The sequence below is a fragment of the Gimesia aquarii genome (genome assembly GCF_007748175.1).
Taxonomy (GTDB): domain Bacteria; phylum Planctomycetota; class Planctomycetia; order Planctomycetales; family Planctomycetaceae; genus Gimesia; species Gimesia aquarii_A.
In genome coordinates this window covers 2,841,279-2,859,602 of sequence record NZ_CP037422.1, presented here as the reverse complement: position 1 = coordinate 2,859,602, position 18,324 = coordinate 2,841,279, and the positions used below count along the sequence as shown (strand labels likewise).

The following is an 18,324-nucleotide window of genomic DNA, read 5'->3' as shown; positions in this document are numbered from 1 at the left end:
AAATGCGGATTATTAAAGATATCGAAACTCAAAATCGAATCAGGAGTGAACCATGAAATATAAAGTACAAAGTGGAAATCGCAGGTATCTGATGATTGTCCTTTGTCTATTCGTTATGAACTGTCTTATAATTCAATCTTATGCAGATGAGAAGCAAGTTACTAAAAATGACCAATCGAGTAAATCGGTTAAAACCAAAAAGGTCCGGCAGTTATTTTATCCTGCATTAACTGAACGCGAGGAGACATTGCAGAACGCTTTAGATTCAGAAGCCGAAGCGAATTTTCCTGATGTACCGCTGGAAGAAGTTGCGAACTATTTTTCCGAAATGCATAAAGTACCAATTAAAATTCAGTCAAAAGCTCTGGAAAATTTAGGTATCTCAGCTGAGGAGCCTGTTGATGTCGAACTCTCCAAAATCAGTTTAAAAAATGCTTTGTTACAAATTTTAGATCCCTTAGAGCTGACTTTTGTTGTGGACCGGGAAATGATTCTAATCACTTCAAAAGAGTATGCATCTGAGATGATGAAAACACGAGTTTATCCCGTAGGCGATTTTTGCAGTACTCCGGATGACTACAATGCTCTGGAGGCCGTTATTCGAAATGCTCGTTTGGCAGAGGCTGAATGGAAACCGAGTGGAATCTCTGGACTCAGCCCTGCGATTACGACCTATGGGAGTGCTGTGAAAGTGGATGCCTACAAATATGATGGGGGCACAATTTCGATTCTTCCGCAAAGTAAATCACTGGTGATCAGCCAAACCTACCATGCCCAAAACGCGATTGTGGATTTATTAACGCAGCTCAGACAAGCGCGGGCTGACCAGCAGAAAACTTCAGGGCAAGACCTATAGACTTACGATTAAGTAAAAAACGCAGGCTGGTGAGGGTTCCAGCCTGCCATCTATTTCCCACGATTGGGCGTACGACTCATTAAGTAAGCGAACAGGTCTTGAACCTCTTTGTCACTGAGGTTTTTGGTTAACCCATCGGGCATTAATGAGAGATCCAATGCTTTGAGGAGTTCGATCTCATCTTTATTGATGAGGACAGACTGACCTTTCACATCTTTCAACGTGAGGGTTTTCGTGGTCTGTTCATCAATCAGCCCTGTCACTGTACGACCATCGTCAGTCACCACCAGAAAGTTAGTGAACTCTTCACGAATGGCAGCACTCGGGTCAACGACTGCGAGAAGCATGAAGTCCACATTATCGCGTTCATAACCGGTTAGCTTAGGTCCTGCCTTACCACCTTCACCAAAGAGTGTGTGGCAGACGGCACAGGTTTTTTTAAACAGCAGCTTACCAGATGCTAAATCGCCTTCTTTTGATTTGATCAATTTCGCGACGCGCGACATCTCTTGCTTTTTCTCAGCAGGTGTGGATCCACGCACTTTACCCCAGTGTTTTTTGATACTGGCTTTGATCTCCGGGTCATCGTGTAATGCCATCTGTTGGACAACATCAAGAGGAATAGTATTGGCTTTGATTCGCCAGGAATTCACTTCATTCAGAAATTGCTTACTCCAGGCTTTGCGGCTCGCCAGCACACGCTGGGCAGTGCTGCGAACATCGTGCTCATCGAGCAACGTACTGTGATAACGTGCCAGGATATTTTTGCCGATGGAGGGGTTATCAAAATTCATCAATGCTTGTAACGCGACCCGTTTTAAAGAATGAGTATCAGCCCCATTTGATGAGAGAATCGCCGTCAAAGGGCCAATCGCCTGTTTTGTTTTTAGCTGTCCAAAAATTTCCATATAAGTTAAACGTGTAGGGCGGTCTGCATTTTTGTCAGCGATGATTTTCAAAGCGCGAGTTGTGGCCGCTTTGTCTCCCAGACGTAATGCCAGTGCAAGATCCGATTCGCCCAATGTCTTTTGATACTCGGCCAGACCCTTGCTAAGTTCTTTTGGGAGATTATCAATTTTCTGCCCCCGGAATGCTTCTAGCATGCCTACCATCAATTTTTGTTTATGCCCGGCTGATGGGGCCAGCTTGAGCAGCTTAGCACACATGTCATAATTTTCCGGACCGCCGGCCATGGCATAGCGTTGCATGATCCGTTCCAGAATGTAATCTTGTACCATTTTCACCTGCCAGAAATCTGGTTTAGAAAATAGGGTAAGAACGGCACTTCGGTCGGAAGTGGCTTTACTCTCGATTGCCCACCACAGAAGCAGCGGAATATGCAAGTCGGCCTGGTCTTCTTCTCGTCTTAATAGTTGATAGGTAATCTCTAGGCCCGCTTCCGCAGGAAAACGCTTAGCGGAAGAAGCCAGTTGAGAGCGTACTTCGGCATATGGTTCGATCTTGGCCTGTTCAACTAATGCTTTCGTAAGTCTTTGAGAGATCTGATGCGAATCACCAAGCAGACGGATGGTCCAGCGTCGGACATGCTGATCACGGTGTCCCAATAATTCCAGAGCGAGATGTTCATTGAAGGCGCCAAGTAAATTCAATGCCCAGAGCGCTTCCAGCGCGCGTTCATCCTGTTCACTTTTCGCAATTTTTGTCAGTGTGGGAATCATCGACTGATCTCCGCGTTCGCCAATCACTTGAACCGCTTTTTGACGGAACCATTTATTCGGATGCCCCATTGTTTTGATGAGTTCCGCGTTTGTTTGTTTCGCAAGATCAAATGGTTTGATTGGTTGGAAATTCGTTGGTTTGAGTCGATAAATACGGCCACTGGTTTTGTGCCAATTATCACGTGGGTCGACGTGAGTCAGACGACTGTCATACCAGTCAGCCAGATACACACAACCATCAGGCCCCACTTTGATGTCGACAGGACGGAACCAGCGATCTTGTGTTAACACGATAGGCGGCATGTCTTCCGTGCGGTAAGTAGAGGTATCAGGAATCAACTGGCTGGCCATCACGCGATTATGTAGTGAGTTGGCAGCAAAGACGGCGCCGTTGTATTTAGCGGGAAATATGCCCCCTTCGTAAATCGAAAAGGTCTGGCTGAATCTCTCCTGATATCCTTTATGACGCATATGCTCATAAAAACCGAAGGCATAGGGATTTGTCAGTGGCCCATGTTTCCCCCAGTTCTTTTTGGCATAGCCACCTTGAGCGTAATGCATACCACGAGTGCCACCATTGTTGGTTCCAGAAAAGACACGCCCTTTGGAATCGATCTCGACGCTAAATGTGTTGCCGCCCCCTTCCGCAAAAATTTCGAAGATTTTACTTTCAGGGTGGTAGCGCCAGATCATCTGCCCTTTGAAGTGCACACGTTTGGTCACTTCAGAACTGACTGTTCCTGTAGTCGTACTTCCGTTGGCCCCATAGAGCCATCCATCCGGTCCCCATTTCAGGCTGTTAGCCACAGAGTGAGTATCTTCCAACCCAAAACCTGAAAGATGAACTTCCGGGTCGCCATCGGGAATATCATCACCGTTTGCATCGGGATAAAACAAAAGGTAAGGAGGGTTCAATACCCAGATACCACCCCGGCCCACTGTGACAGCAGAGACAATATTCAAGCTGGTAATCACGTCCTTAATTTTGTCAAATGTACCATCCCCATTGGTGTCTTCCAGTACCGAAATTTTGTCAGCCCCTTTGAAATGATTTGGGGGCGGTGGAGGAACTTTGTCGAAGACAGCGCGTAAATACTGGTCATACTTGACCACTTTCAATCCAGCAGGAAACGGATACTGTAGATATTGCACGACCCACATCCGCCCCCGATGGTCGAAGCTCATATAGAGTGGCTGCATCACTTCCGGTTCTGCCGCGATACTTTCCATCACAAAGTCTTTGTGAACCTGAAACAGTTTCACCGCTTCTTCGGGTGGGGTCGGATCAGATTCATCACCAACTTCGCCGCGGCCTTTAAATGATTTCATGACTTTGTCTACTTGCTCATTGCCAGCCAGATCTTTTTTGAATCGATCTCGACTGATTTTTCCGGCAACATCGACTTGTGGAGGCTCTTTTTTCAAACACCAGTAGACGGCATTGATGAGTGTATGCGTAAAGGTATTGATTTTGAAATCACCCGGATGGCCCAGTGATGTGTAAAAAATACGTGATTTCTTATACATGTTCGTCCAGGCAACCGGCATCTGTACGGGTTGTCCTTCGACGCGAGAGAGCCCACGCAGTAACACTTTCGTTGAACTCTTGAGGTTAATGCTTTTATACATCGAGCCTTTGCTGCGAAAGTACTTATTGCGAACTGTGGCCATGATGGGGTTCTGTTCTGCTCGTAATTGCGTCGTCACATCAGTCGGAGTTTTGTTATTGAAGTCACCTGCATATTCACCACCCAGGACCTCCTTATCAAATTCTTTCCATTCCACATATCCTTTTGCTGGTTCATCTTTACTAAGCGCAAATCCATGGCTCGACGTTCGTAACGCCATCAGGGGCTTTCCTGCAGCAAGATAATCTCGAATTAATTTCATCTGAGCTGTAGGTAGTGTTTTCCGGCGGACACTCAGAAACAGTAAATCAGCTTCTTTAATGACATCCAGCCCCGGGAAGGAATTCGAATCTTTTTTATCTGCAAAGACAAACTCGGTACGAAATCCCAGAGGCTGTAAGTGCGCTTTCGCAAAGGCGGGTAAACTTTCAGATGTCTTGTACCCTTTCTCTCCAATCATAAATACAATCAAAGGTTGATCCGCGGGGGTTTGAGCTTTCGAAGGAGGCTGTTTTTCTTCGCCCGTCACCGATAGAAATGAAAGTCCACAGACACAGGTGAATGCGAACAGGGAGAGCGTGTGCTTCAGAAAAGTTCTGTTGAGCATTGTGATAAACTTCTTGGTAGATAAAACTAAAGGAAATTAACAAAAGGTTGGTTCTTCATCATAACAACCCACTTAAGGCCCTGTCATCCGACAAAAGTGACTTTTATGCAGTCTATATAAACGGATTCGATATCTTGCGATTTTTTTGTTTTTAAGTGTTTGTTATATAATAGTTTATGTGCTTCGTTTGCAGGGTGACTTTTAGTGAGAACTCTAACAATGAATCGATTTTACCAGATCCTGTTTTGCCTTTCTTTAGCGTTGATTTCCTGGCTGGCGATGATGGGCATTCATGAATTGGGACACGTGATCGGTGCCATTTTAACCGGCGGCTCAGTTTCTCAAGTGGTTTTGCATCCATTAGCAATTTCTCGCACTGATCTGACTGAAAATCCTTGTCCGGCAATTGTAGTCTGGGCGGGGCCACTTCTAGGGGTTTTGATTCCTTTAACATTGCATTTCGTTGTGCGCGGACTTGGTTGGTCTCAATTCGGGATCTTTCAATTTTTTGCAGGCTTCTGCTTGATTGCCAATGGTGCATATATTGCCGGCGGTTCATGGGAAGGAATTGGCGATTGTGGGGTGATGCTCCATTCTGGCACACCGCTCTGGGTGATGTGGTTGTTTGGTTTATTGACCATCTCTGCCGGTTTTTTCTTGTGGCATCAATTAGGCTCTTTTCAAGAATGGATTCAAAAACCGGAACGTATTTCTGCCCAGTCGGCCTGGACGATTTTTGTATTGTTGATCTCTCTCATCGTACTAATGGAACTCTTTTCCGCGCGATAATACAATAATATTTGCTTCTAAGAGGTCTTCTCTGATATTGTTTAATCAGACTTAGATCTTTTCATCAGGAGAATGCGAAACATGCTGTCAAATATGAACCGCCGAGAGATGTTGGGAGTCTGTGCCGCTGGTGCGTCAGCTTTCTGTTTGCCTTCAATGCTTACTGCCAGGCAGCCTAAAACAAAAGTCAAAACATTTACTTATAAGATGGTAGGCGATTTGGAAATCAAGGCGGACGTACATCGGGCCGATGATAATAAAACCCGACCTGTGATGGTCTGGTTTCATGGCGGTGCCCTCATCGTTGGACATCGAGGTGGTGTGAGTGGTCGTGTCTTAAAAGATATGTTGAACGCCGGATATGCAGTTGTTTCGTTTGATTATCGCCTGGCCCCTGAAACTAAGCTGCCGGAAATTATCGCTGATCTGGAAGATGGGTTCACCTGGCTGCATCGAAAGGGCCCTGAGTTGTTCAATGTTGATACGAGCAAAGTCGCAGTTTCTGGCGGGTCGGCAGGTGGCTGCCTGACCATGATTGCCGGCTATCGTGCGAAGCCGCGACCAACCGTACTCGTTCCTTTCTGGGGCTATGGCGATCTGATCGGCGACTGGATTGGAAAGCCGAGTCCCCATGGTCGTCATCAAACCAAATTTACAAAAACAGAAGCCTATCAACAGGTCAGCGGTCCACCGATTGCAGATTCCCGGGACAGCAAAAAAAATCGTGGTGCTTTTTATCAATACTGTAGGCAACACGGCATCTGGCCGAAAGAAGTCGCCGGTTGGGATCACCACCGCGAGCCCGAAAAATTCTATCCATATATGACGTTGAAGAATGTAACCAAAGATTATCCTCCAACGCTCATGATACACGGCACCAAAGACACTGATGTTCCTTATAAACAATCCACGTTAATGGCAGAACAATTAAAGCAGCACGGTGTCGAACACGAACTGGTCACAATTCCGAACGGCGAACATGGTCTGGCAGGCGGAGATCCAAAACTGATTGTCGCTGCCTATCAACAGGCGTTTGAATTCATGCATGATCGTATGCGGTGATTTGCTTTTCTTGCGAGCGTCTTACATCGATTTTGGAAATTATGAGTCACCGACTTGCTGAGAAATTTCGAAACTTTGCCGAGCGGGAGTGCAAAGAAACCTCCCCACTCTACTACAGCTTGTCGCGTTCGATTGCACAGGACAACGATGTTCTGGAGATTGCCGGGCAAGCTCAGGAGGGACAGCCAGTTCCGAATTTGTTTTTTGCAGCCGTGCATTATCTTTTGGTTTCCGGTATTTCGCATCCGCTGGCTGTGTTTTATGCATCTTGCACAACTGAAGTAGAAACTTCTTCGGATGCCTGGTCGGAATTCAAAGACTTTGTACACGCTCATCGTCAGAAAATTGTTTCCCTGTTGCAATCACGGTTCGTGCAAACCAATGAAGTGAGACGATGTGCTTTTCTTTTTCCGGCGTTTTTATTTGCGGCCAGCCAATTCGAGCCTCAACCTCTGGCTTTGGTCGAAATCGGGACCAGCGCGGGATTGAACCTTTTCTGGGATCAATACCAGTATTCCTATGATGGTTCCAGCACATATGGGGACACCTCGTCTCCCGTTTTCATCCGTTCTGCATTTCGCGGAAACAAGCCTTCCGTTCTCTCTGAGCCACTGCCAGAGATTTCCCACCGCATTGGCGTAGATTTAAACTTCATTGATTTATCACATCCCGACGAAGTCGCCTGGCTGCGTGCACTTGTGTGGCCCGAACATCATGAGAGAAGAGATCTCATGGATGCTGCTTTGAAAAAACGTGGCGAGATGCAGCCTGATCTCGATCTAAGGACGGGAGACGGATTTGCCATGCTCGACGAGATTGCAGAAGAAATTCCCACCGAATCTCTATTATGCGTCTATCACACTCATGTCGCAAATCAAATTTCAAAAACGGAGCAGGAGGCCTTTTTGAATTCCATCGAACGACTTGGTAAACAGCGCGATATAGTCCACCTGTTTAATAATATTGCACGACCTCACCTGCATCTGACAGCGTATCGCGATAGTCAGTTGCTTGATCTGCCCCTTGCGAAAACGGATGGCCATGCCCGCTGGATTGAGTGGTTGTAGAATCATACAATCCAATTTCATCGTGGTGATGATTCGTTAATTTCAGCTAAAGGAGTTTTTTATATGAATGAAATGACATCATTCATTGCCAAAATGATGGCATTGTATCTGCTTGTGACAGGGATTGGTTTTTTCTTGTCGAAAGAATTCTATTTACGGATGTTGAATGACGCTGAATCAGAACATCCGATATCCATTAACTTGTCAGGCATGGTTCATTTTTTTATCGGTATGGCCGTTATTTTGAATCACTTCCTTTGGAAGACTCACTTGGAGATCGCCGTTTCATTGATCGGCATGGCGTTTTTGCTCAAAGGATGTCTGTTAATTATGGTTCCAGGTACAATTCTGAAGTCCAACCAATTCAGTATGAAGATTTTGCCTCTCAGTGGAATCGGTTTTATTGCCGTCGGTTTATATCTGATTTGGGCACTCTATGTTTGATAAGTTGTATTGCGATAGGAAAAGCTTGTACTAATTGCTCACAGCAAAAGCCGAATAAAAATAAGTTCAAAATACACAAGATTAACTCAGAACGAAGAAAACCAGGATAGAACATCATGAACCGTATCGTGATCACTGGGGTAACGGGCTTTCTTGGATTGAACCTCGCATGCGTTGTCGTGTCATATTCTGTAACATGAAATTCCAGATACTTTTACGCTCGAGACGAGGTTGACTACCTCTGATCTAATATGTTTCCTAGAAGGTTTCGCTTGGCTCAATGATTGGCACTGTCACCATTCAAAACAGGTTGAATTGACATGCAAACAGAAACATTTCCAGCCCGAGTTCATATTCTGATTGCCAGAAACAGTTCTGATGCGGTTGTGATTCGACGAGGACCGGCCAAAAAGACTTGTATCATTGGTTGGGACCGAAAGCAGAATACGTTCCATGTGGGTCAGTGGCTGAAAGGTCGCATATATGAAAGGCGTTCAGATATTGCGCCTTCAGGAAAACACTGGATCTATTTTGCCATGAACGGAAAATGGAATTCCGAAACGAAAGGCTCCTGGACTGCCATTGCTAAGACACCCTGGCTCAAGGCCGTTGATTTGATGGGAAAAGGCAATACTTATCACGGTGGCGGGTTATTTATCGATGACCATACCTACTGGCTGAATGGGGGACATCAAACTCTGCATACGTCGGGTGAATTCAAGCAGGGAACTCCCGATGTTAATTTACGCTATTATGGTAGTGAATGTCTTTCTGTGTATTATCCCCGTCTGGAACGTGATGGTTGGACCATGCGGAGTACCACAGTGGCAGAAACGAAGTATGAGGGTACGCTGTTTGAAAAGGAACTTTCTGAGGATTGGAAGCTGATCAAAGTATGCCATTCGGGAACGAACACACCTGTAGGCAAAGGCTGCTACTGGGACGAACATATTCTGACGAGTGCGGACGGAGCGATCATCGCGAAACCGGATTGGGAGTGGGCGGAATGGGTCGATAATACAATTGCTTATGTAGAACAGGGGTGTTTGTATCAGATTAAAATTGTGAATTCGAACAAGCTCAGTGAAGCGAAAATGCTGCATGATTTTAATGACTACCAGTTTGAGACTAAGATGGCACCTTATTGACATTTACTGAGCTCATCTAAGGCTACTTTTTTATCAAAAAACAGTGAGAGAACATCATGAGCCCTATTGTGATCGCCGGGGGAACGGGGTTTCTCGGTTTGAACCTCGCACACCAGTTGAGTGAGTCAGGCAGTGAAGTCGTCTTGTTGTCACGTCGGCGTCCTGCTGCAGATTCTCGGTGGTGGTGCCTTACAGCGACTGGCAAAACTGGCCCGCTGGGGATTGGGTGGAACAGTGGGAAGTGGACGGCAGGGAATGAGTTGGATTCACGTGCAGGATATGAATCGGCTATTTACCCGAGCGATCACCGATGATACTATGCAGGGATCCTATCTGGTAACCGCTCCCGAACCGGTTTCAAATGCCGAATTCATGCGCGAACTAAGACGCGCAGTTCGCATGCCCATCGGCTTGCCGGCTGCCAATTGGATGGTGCGGGTCGGCGCGCCATTAGTTTTGCGCACGGATCCGGAACTCGCGCTTTACGGTCGCTATTGCATCTCGCGTCGTTTAAAAGTCGTTTAAAAGAAGAAGGTTTTGAATTTTCGTTTTCGAATCTGGCATCGGCGTTTCAAGAAATTTACCAATGAAAAGGATACGTTCAATGCAATACCAAGTACTGACATTCATTTTACTAATTTTTGTTTTTGGTTGTGAAACTTCGACCAAGCCCAAACCAACAAACAAGACAGCGAAAACGGCGTCCCAAACGGAAAAAACGAATTCTGATCCCGTCAGCTTACCACCGAAGTATAAACCAGTCATTGTATCAATGAATAATCACAAAAGTGGAAGCGGAAGCACTAGCACATTTACACCTCAGCAAAATTCGCCTAATGTTAATGTGAAATATGGTATGACATCCGGGCAAGATGGTGCCGTTTCTAAATTGAATTGGGAATATCTAAGTACGGACGAAAAGGGTGACCATTACCGTTTTGAAAGAAGCTTTCCACACGACCAGCCCAATCAAGTGGTGACGACGAAAGAAGTGATTTATCAAGGCAAGGAAATAATAATTTTTGAAGACGATACGCAGCGAATTAGTATGTTTCCTCTACAAGTTGATAAAGAACCAAACAGTAAATGACCGGTCGTTTTTATTCAAATTGAATCATTTCAGAAATTTTCCTGGAACGCGTCACATTCGAAAGCACTCAATCGTCATATCCTCGAACACCTCATTAACATGAAAGGATAAGACACTTGAGTGAACGTGATTATTTAAATGAACTTGCCGAATTTGAAGCACATTATCAGTACGACACAACCTATATGCGGGAACTTTTAGAACACTCCCCTCTGGCGTATGCGAAATTTGCCGATTTTATGCCTCTGGCAAGTCATCGAGAGAACTTGAACCCTGAAACGTACTGGATTGCCAAATTGGCTGCCATGCAGGTTGAAGATTGTGGCGCATGTTTACAACTCTGTGTGCGTATGGCTCTGGAAAATGAGGTCTCCCGGCAGCTAATCGAGTCTGTGCTGGAAGGTGGTAGTGGGTTGCCAGATGACGCGCGCGATTTGTATGATTTCTCTGTAAACGTTGCCAGCGCAACCTCCGTTGAGCAAGCGTTAGAAGATCGCATTCAAGCTCGTTTTGATAAAGCAGCACTGTTGGAATTGGGGCTGTGTATTGCATCAGCGAAAGTGTTTCCCACCATTAAACGTGCCTTGGGTTATGCCAAAAGTTGCAATCTGATTGAGATCAAAGTCTGAGAGGGAATTATACGAACAGGCAGCATTCTAAGCTGTCATCCCACAATGATATTTGAAGAGAATGGTTGTCAGTGAAATCAGCATCAGGCTTGGATATATTTGAATTCCATCGTTCAGAATTGGTCGGTCTGGCGTACCGGATTACCGGTTCTCGTACCGAGGCGGAAGATATTGTACAGGAAACGTTCTTGAAGTGGATGCACGCCGATCAGAGTTCCATCGTTTCAGTTCGAGCATGGCTCATGAAAGTCGCAACGCGGTTGTCACTCGATTATCTCAAAAGTGCCAAAGTCAAACGCATGTCTTATATTGGCCCCTGGCTGCCCGAGCCATTTATTACCGACGAGCAAACACCCGCGAGTGAACTGGAAATGGATGAATCGATCTCGATGGCGCTGTTGGTCCTTTTGGAGCAACTTTCTCCCGCGGAGAGAGCCAGCTTCATTCTACACGATCTGTTTCAATACCGTTTTGATGAAATCGGAGACATCCTCGAACGGACGGAAAGTTCCTGTCGCAAGCTGGCCAGTCGCGCCCGCGCGAAAATTGGCCGAGACACTTTAGAGCCAACACAAGACAAAGCACAGTACGTTCAGATGCTGACCACATTTTCTGACGCTGTCAAGAAGGGCGACATGACTGAGCTTGTCGCTCTATTAAAGGATGATGCGACATTCCATTCAGACGGAGGAGGTAAAGCCGCTGCATCCCGTAAAGTGTTGCATGGATCAGAAGTGATTGCCAAATTCTTCTTGAAAGTTGTCAGACCCGACTGGCTTTCAAAGAAAGCAAGCGAGATGACGATCAGCACAACCTGGTTCAACGGTGCGCCCGGCATGATCGTACGGCAGGCAGGCCGGCCAATCACCGCGTTCAATTTTGAACTGGATAAGGGCGTAATCAAAAGCATCCACGCCCTGCGCAATCCGGACAAGCTGCGTTTGTTTGGACCTTATTAAGACGAGTTCAATGACTGAGCAGCTTTAAAAAAGTTTCAACACTGTGTTGTCCTGCAGTGATGAATGAGTCCTCATATCCTCGATTCCACTGGCTTTATGTAGTTTTGCAAAATATCAAACTGAGTGTTATTCTGCAGAATAAGTAAGGCCAAAAATGGGTAAGCAATAAAAGAGGATATTCAATGCAAAAAATTAAACAAATCGTTGAAGATTCTGACACAAAATCAGGTAAGACCTTTGCCCTCTTCATACAAGCCCTGATTATTTTGTCACTCGTTTGTTTTTCCATAGAAACACTTCCAGATTTATCACCGGAATCTAAAGAATTGTTACGAGGCATGGAGATCTTCATCGTAATCATCTTTACGTTTGAATATATTGCCAGAGTTATGGTTGCTACAAATAAACCAGCTTTCATTTTCTCATTTTTTGGTGTAGTTGATTTATTAGCTATCCTACCCTTTTATCTCACTACAGGTCTTGATTTACGGTCACTTAGGTCGTTTCGACTTCTTCGTCTGATTCGAATTTTTAAATTAGCGCGATACAGTGCCGCTGCTAGAAGGTTTCATCGTGCTTTCATTATCGCAAAAGAAGAGCTTGCGCTATTTCTCTTTTCAGCAATGATTATTCTCTATTTGGCAGGCGTTGGAATTTATCATTTTGAATATCCTGCACAACCCGACGCCTTCAGCTCAGTTTTCCATAGCTTATGGTGGGCCGTTGCCACATTAACGACTGTCGGTTATGGCGATATCTATCCTATTACCACTGGTGGTAAGATATTTACTTTTTTCATTCTCATTGTTGGCTTAGGAATCGTTTCAATTCCCGCTGGTTTAGTTGCGTCAGCACTTTCAAAGGCCAGAGAAATGGAAGAATAATCCTAGTGGGGAAGCGAATCAAACGAGAGACACTGGGGATCGATTAAACTGAGCATTTTACCAGATACCGCTTCAACATCGATTCATCAATGTCAACGCCCAGGCCTGGTTTTGTAGGCACTTTGATCCGTCCCGCGTTGATCTCAAAACGCTGTGTGATGATATCGTTTTCAAGGCTGTAATAGGTGCAGTCGTTGGCCAGGGGGAAATTGGGTGATGAAGCCGCCATGTGCAGCATGGTGGCGGTGCGCAAGCCCAGATCGTGGGAGCAGTGGAAGATACAAGGTACTTTGGCCGAGGCGGCCACTTCACCAACAAGTTTTACGGCCCAGATGCCGCCACACTGATAGGTGTCGGGCAACAGGTAATCGGCTGCGTTCAATTCCAGAATCTTGCGCACATGTTCCATTGTGGTGACCGATTCGTTGAGCGCGAGTGGGGTTTTAGTCTGTTGTCTGATGTCGGCCGATTCTTGCAACAGATCTTTATGCATCGGCTGTTCGAAGTATTGCAATTCGTACGGTTCCAGAACACGTGCCAGTTGCAGGGCAACTTCTGGTGTGTAGCCCATGTTGGGATCGATGCGGAGATTCAGTTTGTCTCCCACGGATTCCCGAATAGCGCGGACCATTGCCAGATCTTCTTCCGGAGAGCGACCCGCTTTGGTTTTGAGCGTCGAGAATCCCAGGTCCACATAGTGTTTGGAAATGGTAGCTGCCTCTTCTGGACCGCGGATACCCATGCAGCAGGTCACTTCGACTTCCTCTCGATACAGGCCTCCCAGTAGACGATGCAAAGGTTGCCCACTCTGTTTACCAAGAATATCCCAGCAGGCCATCTCAACCAGACTCTGCAGATATGGTTCTTCCATTTCCCAGTCTGCGTAAAGTGCAGAGATGTCAGTCGGGTCTTTACCAAGGAGAATGGGTCTGAAATAGTTGGCTTCCTCTCCTGTAAAGGAAGTTGCATTTTGAAACGAGAGCCGTTGTGGTGTTTCTCCCCAGCCTGTGATACCTGCGTCGGTTTCAATCCGAATCAACAGGGCGCCAGTAGTCGAAGATGAAATATAGCGTGATTGATAGGGAGAGACTGGTTTGAGCAGTGGTACATCAACCAGGAAGGTATCAACGGCTGTGATTTTCATAGAACTCTCCGTTCAAAGGTGGGATCAGTCGCAGAGACTATTTATGCTACCAGTTGTTAACTTGAGCGGCAAGCAGGTGCATAATTCCGGAGATTGAGGACAGGCTTGTTGTTATGAGAATGCTAACGTAAAGTAGAAGTTGCCCGATACTAGACAGGAGAAGTAACGATGGTTCCTGAGATTATCAATCTGTTTGCTCCACTTAAGACACCACCCACAACGGAAGTGTTTGAGGAACTGTTTCGTGGTTCCTCATTTCGTGTCGAAAAGATCGTGTCGACAGGACAGGCGACTCCTGCAGGGGAGTGGTATGATCAGGAACAGGCAGAATGGGTGGTTTTACTGTCGGGCTCTGCGGTATTACGATTTGAAGGAGAATCTGAATCAGGCCGGACGCTGGTTCCCGGTGATGCAGTGAACATTCCCGCGCATTGTCGGCACCGAGTCGAAGCAACGGCTGCAGATCAGGAAACCGTTTGGCTTGCAATCCACTATGAGCCTGCCGAGAATAGATAAATCGTAAAGCGATTTCAGCAATTTACCATTTTAAAATAGATTTCAGGAAAGAAGTTCAGACTGATGAAAAAGAATCCGGTCAAGGCGTCGTTAAGTGAAGGAAAACCTCAGGTGGGAACATGGCTCTCATCAGGGGATGTGATGATGACCCGTTTGATGGCACGCGTAGGATTTCCCTGGCTCACGGTTGATATGGAACATTCTCCCATTGACTGGTCACAGGCAGGATTATTATTCGGTGCCATTGCGGATGCAGGCTGTGTGCCTTTAGCACGAGTTCCCTTAGGAAAATATGAATTGATTAAACGGGCTCTGGACGCTGGTGCTCACGGAATCATTGCACCCATGATTAACACTGTTGAACAAGCAAAGACTGTCATCGATGCAGTGAAGTATCCGCCTGAAGGGAATCGCTCTGTCGGTGGCGTATTACACGCGATGAATTTCAACGCGACTGCCGGCGATTATTATAAACACGCCAACGATGAAATTCTGGTGATTCTACAAACGGAATCGCCAGAAGGAGTGGAAAACGCCGAAGCGATTTACAGTTTGCCTGGCGTTGACGCAATTTTTGTTGGTCCCAATGATCTGACTTTTCAGATGAGCAAAAAGACGGGCGTGAATCCTTCACCGGATGAACTGGAAGAGCAATTACAGAAAATCCTGGCTACAGGTAAGAAAACGGGTACACCGGTTGGCTTACATGTGCAGACCATCGAAGCGGTCGAACAGCGGATTGAAGAAGGTTGGCGCTTTATCGCCTGCGGTAGTGAAGTCAAATTCATGGTGAATGAGGCTCAACGGATTGTCAGCGGCTTGAACTTAAAAGCAGAAACCGCCGATCTGGCTCGGTATTAAGCATCATAGAGACTGTATTAATGAATGAGGACATTCAGAATTGAGTGGCCTTTTTTCATGTCGACTACTCATCGCCGATTTGAATGATCGTTCGTTCCTGGTGGCTACCTTCAAGCAGACTGGCAACGGTTTCTTGAATTTGATCGAGTGTAATCATTTTGGCGCGCGATTCGAGGTCAGGCAGTTTCCAGTCGGTTGCGAGTTTCTGCCAGAGTGCGGTTCGTTTTGCGATGGGGTACCAGGAAGAGTCAATGCCGTCGAGTGTCACACCCCGCAGGATGAACGGGAACACGGTTAGGTCAAGTTCCGTGCCACCAGCATTTCCGCAAGTGGCGACACAACCTTGATGTTCTATCGAACGGATGAGATGGCTCAAGAGGGAACCACCGACTGTATCAATGGCAGCCGGCCATTGGGTTTTGAGTAGTGGTTTACTGGAACCTATGTCGATGGCACCGCGATCAATGACCTGTTTCGCACCAAGCTCAATCAGACGATCATGCATCGATGCTTTGCCTGAGACGGCTGTTACCTGATAGCCGAGTCGATTCAGTAAGGAAATCGCGAAGGAACCGACGCCTCCCGATGCTCCAGTGACGAGGACGTTACCCGAATCAACGCTGATTTCATGCTGCAGGATGCTGCTGACGCACATGGCTGCGGTCAGACCAGCCGTACCTAGAATCATCGATTCTTTGAGCATGAGTTCTTCAGGCAGAGGGACAATCCATTCGGGTTGAACGCATATGAATTCAGACCAGCCTCCCCAGCGGTCTACGCCGAGTTCATAGCTAGTCACAACAACAGGCTGACCGACTGCAAACTGATCAGAGTCCGATTGCTCCACGATGCCAGCTGCATCAATTCCGGGGACATGAGGAAATTTTCTGACGACTCCCGGATGTCCGGTAGCCGCCAGTGCGTCTTTATAATTGATTGAGGAATAGACGACGCGAATCGTTACGCTACCGGAGGGTAGGCTGTCACTGGAGACTGATTCGACACAGGATGTGATGTCCTGTTGATCGTTTTTTTTAACTTGATAGCAGCGAAAGGATTTTTGCATGGTACGTTCGATCGTGAATGCAATGGTTTATGATTAAATGTGATGTTACCAGGGACCGTCGGGAGTTTCCATTTCCAGACAGCGCCAACAGTACCAACTGGCGACCGTACGGTAAGGTTGCCAGCGTTCGGCAATTTCAATACAGGTTTGCTTGTCGGGACGTGCCTTGAGGTCATAAATCATCTGAATGCCATTTTGGATTCCCAGATCATCGTGCGGGAAGATATCAGGGCGACAGAGACCAAACATCAAAAACATCTGTGCGGTCCAGTTACCGATTCCTTTGACTTGAATCAATTCCTCAGTGACTTCCGCATCAGACATGAGATGCATTTTGTGCAGACGCACATTGTTTTCCAATACCATTTCTGCGAGATGATGCACGTAGGTGGCTTTCTGGTTGGACAAACCGACTGATCGTAATTCCTCATGAGAAAGGCGAATGATTTTTTCTGCCGTCGGTTGCCCTTTTCCTGAGAGTGCCTGCAGACGTTTATAGATGGTGCGGGCTGCCGATGTCGAAATTTGTTGCGAGACAATCGAGCGCAGCAGTAATGCAAAACGATAGCGATACGGTTTGAGCGAGCAGGGGCCGATCGACTCAATCACCGTCTTCAGACGCGGGTCTGCTTTTTTCAAGTGCGTTGAGGCTTTTTTGAAAGTCGCTACGTGATCGTTCATTCTAAATTACCAGCGGGAGTGTGTGTGGCTAAATCCGAAATCATATCATGAGTGGCTGCTTCAACTGCCTGCTCCCATTCTGTTGGTGAGAATTTTTCTGAGTAGGGAGATTTACGGATCGCGAAGTTAATACCACGGGAACTGTTAATAATCGCTCCAAGCCCTCCCTCGTCAAAGGCCCCCGCCACATCACCGGCTCCTGCGCCCTGACTTCCATAACCGGGAACCAAAAGAGGTGTGTGTGGCATGAGAGCGCGGAGCTGGCTTAATTCTTCAGGATAAGTCGCACCGACGACGGCACCGATGGCACCATAATTACCTGCTCCCTTTGTCTTCAAGGCGAGTTCTTCGACGACCCCCGCGACACATTCATAAAGGTTTGTTCCATCCGTTTTTCGATCCTGAAACGTTCCTGCACCAGGATTACTGGTACGGACCAGCACATAGATTCCGGCCCCGCGTTCGGTGGCGACATTCACAAACGGTTCTAATGTGTCACTGCCGAGATAAGGATTGACGGTCAGACAGTCGGCAGCCCAGATGGCGCTCTCTGGGTTCTCTCCAGCGAGATAACCTCGGGCATACGCTTCCGCGGTTGAGCCGATGTCGCCTCGTTTGGCGTCACAAATGACGACTAATCCTGCACTGCGCGCTTTCTTGATAATTCGTTGCAGGGCCGCACAACCCGCGGGGCCCCATTCCTCGAAGAATGCCGCCTGTGGTTTCACTGCGGGAACCACAGGCGCGACAACATCGATGATGCGGAAACAGAATTCTTCAAACGCGCCAGCCACGATTTCTGCTTTCGTAGTATGTCGGGATTCTGCAGAACGGACAATTTCGGCGGGAAGCCAGTCAAAGCGGGGGTCAAGACCGACGAGTGCCGGTGTTTTTTTATTCTGGATGGCTGCATTTAATCGATCGGAAAAGTGGTGCATTTGCTAACTGCTTTCAGGATTTCGATTTAAGTGTCGGAGTAGCTTGAACGTGATTTCTGCGTTCAATCATACACGAATCAGCTCACAATGGAATGAAACCGGTTTTTGAATTGGGTTCGATGAGAGGGTTTTCCATTTTCCGTATAAAATCGAAAAGTTTTTTTCATATGTGGGAGTGAGAATCATCGGGACAAAAATGGTATTGACCAGATCTTTACCATGAACTAAGCTCCCGCTCCACAATTATCTCTCTCAACTCATATCTCAATTTCTCTT

Annotated in this window: 18 protein-coding genes and 1 pseudogene; 14 read left to right on the top strand and 5 right to left on the bottom strand. The window is 46.7% G+C overall.

The window, feature by feature from the left end; all coding sequences use genetic code 11:
* The first annotated feature begins 52 nt into the window (after positions 1 to 52).
* Positions 53 to 856 (top strand): hypothetical protein, encoded by an 804-nt coding sequence (locus V202x_RS11260; protein ID WP_145174429.1) that lies wholly within the window; start codon positions 53 to 55, stop codon positions 854 to 856.
* Between the two features lie 50 nt (positions 857 to 906).
* On the opposite strand, the gene V202x_RS11255 is transcribed toward V202x_RS11260, so the two are convergent.
* Positions 907 to 4,770 (bottom strand): PVC-type heme-binding CxxCH protein, encoded by a 3,864-nt coding sequence (locus V202x_RS11255; RefSeq protein ID WP_145174426.1) that lies wholly within the window; start codon positions 4,768 to 4,770, stop codon positions 907 to 909.
* A gap of 219 nt (positions 4,771 to 4,989) precedes the next feature.
* Between V202x_RS11255 and V202x_RS11250 the strand changes: the two genes are divergently transcribed.
* From V202x_RS11250 to V202x_RS11200, 11 genes and pseudogenes are all read left to right on the top strand, one after another.
* Positions 4,990 to 5,559 (top strand): M50 family metallopeptidase, encoded by a 570-nt coding sequence (locus V202x_RS11250; RefSeq protein WP_145174423.1) that lies wholly within the window; start codon positions 4,990 to 4,992, stop codon positions 5,557 to 5,559.
* An 81-nt stretch (positions 5,560 to 5,640) separates the two neighbouring features.
* Positions 5,641 to 6,621 carry an alpha/beta hydrolase gene (locus V202x_RS11245; protein WP_197993339.1) on the top strand — a complete coding sequence of 327 codons (981 nt, stop codon included), beginning with the start codon at positions 5,641 to 5,643 and terminating at the stop codon, positions 6,619 to 6,621.
* A gap of 41 nt (positions 6,622 to 6,662) precedes the next feature.
* Entirely contained in the window at positions 6,663 to 7,688 is a 1,026-nt protein-coding gene (locus V202x_RS11240; protein WP_145174418.1) for a DUF2332 domain-containing protein, read from the top strand.
* Between the two features lie 63 nt (positions 7,689 to 7,751).
* Positions 7,752 to 8,132, top strand: a complete 381-nt coding sequence (locus V202x_RS11235) for a hypothetical protein (RefSeq protein ID WP_145174415.1) — start codon at positions 7,752 to 7,754, stop codon at positions 8,130 to 8,132.
* 320 nt (positions 8,133 to 8,452) lie between these two features.
* Positions 8,453 to 9,280 (top strand): hypothetical protein, encoded by an 828-nt coding sequence (locus V202x_RS11230; protein WP_145174412.1) that lies wholly within the window; start codon positions 8,453 to 8,455, stop codon positions 9,278 to 9,280.
* Positions 9,281 to 9,336: 56 nt separating this feature from the next.
* Positions 9,337 to 9,408, top strand: a pseudogene (locus tag V202x_RS28120) (hypothetical protein); the annotation flags it as partial.
* 4 nt (positions 9,409 to 9,412) lie between these two features.
* Positions 9,413 to 9,805 carry a hypothetical protein gene (locus V202x_RS11220; RefSeq protein WP_232098946.1) on the top strand — a complete coding sequence of 131 codons (393 nt, stop codon included), beginning with the start codon at positions 9,413 to 9,415 and terminating at the stop codon, positions 9,803 to 9,805.
* Between the two features lie 79 nt (positions 9,806 to 9,884).
* Positions 9,885 to 10,370 (top strand): hypothetical protein, encoded by a 486-nt coding sequence (locus V202x_RS11215; protein ID WP_145174406.1) that lies wholly within the window; start codon positions 9,885 to 9,887, stop codon positions 10,368 to 10,370.
* Between the two features lie 116 nt (positions 10,371 to 10,486).
* Positions 10,487 to 10,999 (top strand): carboxymuconolactone decarboxylase family protein, encoded by a 513-nt coding sequence (locus V202x_RS11210; RefSeq protein WP_145174403.1) that lies wholly within the window; start codon positions 10,487 to 10,489, stop codon positions 10,997 to 10,999.
* A 71-nt stretch (positions 11,000 to 11,070) separates the two neighbouring features.
* Positions 11,071 to 11,958 carry an RNA polymerase sigma factor SigJ gene (gene sigJ / locus V202x_RS11205; RefSeq protein ID WP_197993337.1) on the top strand — a complete coding sequence of 296 codons (888 nt, stop codon included), beginning with the start codon at positions 11,071 to 11,073 and terminating at the stop codon, positions 11,956 to 11,958.
* Positions 11,959 to 12,140: 182 nt separating this feature from the next.
* A complete protein-coding gene (locus V202x_RS11200; protein WP_145174397.1) occupies positions 12,141 to 12,842 on the top strand; it encodes an ion transporter in 702 nt (233 codons plus the stop codon).
* Positions 12,843 to 12,885: 43 nt separating this feature from the next.
* Here the strand turns inward: V202x_RS11200 and V202x_RS11195 are convergent, their stop codons facing one another.
* On the bottom strand, positions 12,886 to 13,986 hold the full coding sequence (locus V202x_RS11195) for a mandelate racemase/muconate lactonizing enzyme family protein (RefSeq protein WP_145174395.1): 1,101 nt from the start codon (positions 13,984 to 13,986) through the stop codon (positions 12,886 to 12,888).
* Positions 13,987 to 14,154: 168 nt separating this feature from the next.
* Here V202x_RS11195 and V202x_RS11190 point away from each other — a divergent pair, with 168 nt between their 5' ends.
* Positions 14,155 to 14,502: a cupin domain-containing protein gene (locus V202x_RS11190; RefSeq protein WP_145174392.1), complete on the top strand. Its 348-nt coding sequence runs from the start codon at positions 14,155 to 14,157 to the stop codon at positions 14,500 to 14,502.
* Between the two features lie 63 nt (positions 14,503 to 14,565).
* On the top strand, positions 14,566 to 15,363 hold the full coding sequence (locus V202x_RS11185) for an HpcH/HpaI aldolase family protein (protein ID WP_145174389.1): 798 nt from the start codon (positions 14,566 to 14,568) through the stop codon (positions 15,361 to 15,363).
* Positions 15,364 to 15,427: 64 nt separating this feature from the next.
* On the opposite strand, the gene V202x_RS11180 is transcribed toward V202x_RS11185, so the two are convergent.
* The 3 genes from V202x_RS11180 to pyrF are packed head-to-tail and all read right to left on the bottom strand — an operon-like array spanning position 15,428 to position 18,048.
* Positions 15,428 to 16,429 (bottom strand): YhdH/YhfP family quinone oxidoreductase, encoded by a 1,002-nt coding sequence (locus tag V202x_RS11180; RefSeq protein WP_145174386.1) that lies wholly within the window; start codon positions 16,427 to 16,429, stop codon positions 15,428 to 15,430.
* Positions 16,430 to 16,474: 45 nt separating this feature from the next.
* Positions 16,475 to 17,110 (bottom strand): DNA-3-methyladenine glycosylase family protein, encoded by a 636-nt coding sequence (locus V202x_RS11175; RefSeq protein ID WP_145174383.1) that lies wholly within the window; start codon positions 17,108 to 17,110, stop codon positions 16,475 to 16,477.
* Entirely contained in the window at positions 17,107 to 18,048 is a 942-nt protein-coding gene (gene pyrF, locus V202x_RS11170) for an orotidine-5'-phosphate decarboxylase (RefSeq protein WP_145174380.1), read from the bottom strand. Before pyrF ends, V202x_RS11175 begins: the two co-directional genes overlap by 4 nt.
* Positions 18,049 to 18,324 lie beyond the last annotated feature (276 nt).

Excerpts from the sequence above, each read along its gene's own strand:
- V202x_RS11230 (WP_145174412.1), top strand. The coding sequence starts at position 8,453 with ATGCAAACAGAAACATTTCCAGCCCGAGTTCATATTCTGATTGCCAGA.
- V202x_RS11180 (WP_145174386.1), bottom strand. The coding sequence starts at position 16,429 with ATGCAAAAATCCTTTCGCTGCTATCAAGTTAAAAAAAACGATCAACAG.
- V202x_RS11240 (WP_145174418.1), top strand. The coding sequence starts at position 6,663 with ATGAGTCACCGACTTGCTGAGAAATTTCGAAACTTTGCCGAGCGGGAG.
- V202x_RS11250 (WP_145174423.1), top strand. The coding sequence starts at position 4,990 with ATGAATCGATTTTACCAGATCCTGTTTTGCCTTTCTTTAGCGTTGATT.
- V202x_RS11235 (WP_145174415.1), top strand. The coding sequence starts at position 7,752 with ATGAATGAAATGACATCATTCATTGCCAAAATGATGGCATTGTATCTG.
- V202x_RS11260 (WP_145174429.1), top strand. The coding sequence starts at position 53 with ATGAAATATAAAGTACAAAGTGGAAATCGCAGGTATCTGATGATTGTC.
- pyrF (WP_145174380.1), bottom strand. The coding sequence starts at position 18,048 with ATGCACCACTTTTCCGATCGATTAAATGCAGCCATCCAGAATAAAAAA.
- V202x_RS11185 (WP_145174389.1), top strand. The coding sequence starts at position 14,566 with ATGAAAAAGAATCCGGTCAAGGCGTCGTTAAGTGAAGGAAAACCTCAG.
- V202x_RS11255 (WP_145174426.1), bottom strand. The coding sequence starts at position 4,770 with ATGCTCAACAGAACTTTTCTGAAGCACACGCTCTCCCTGTTCGCATTC.
- V202x_RS11175 (WP_145174383.1), bottom strand. The coding sequence starts at position 17,110 with ATGAACGATCACGTAGCGACTTTCAAAAAAGCCTCAACGCACTTGAAA.
- V202x_RS11195 (WP_145174395.1), bottom strand. The coding sequence starts at position 13,986 with ATGAAAATCACAGCCGTTGATACCTTCCTGGTTGATGTACCACTGCTC.
- V202x_RS11245 (WP_197993339.1), top strand. The coding sequence starts at position 5,641 with ATGCTGTCAAATATGAACCGCCGAGAGATGTTGGGAGTCTGTGCCGCT.
- V202x_RS11215 (WP_145174406.1), top strand. The coding sequence starts at position 9,885 with ATGCAATACCAAGTACTGACATTCATTTTACTAATTTTTGTTTTTGGT.
- V202x_RS11190 (WP_145174392.1), top strand. The coding sequence starts at position 14,155 with ATGGTTCCTGAGATTATCAATCTGTTTGCTCCACTTAAGACACCACCC.
- V202x_RS11200 (WP_145174397.1), top strand. The coding sequence starts at position 12,141 with ATGCAAAAAATTAAACAAATCGTTGAAGATTCTGACACAAAATCAGGT.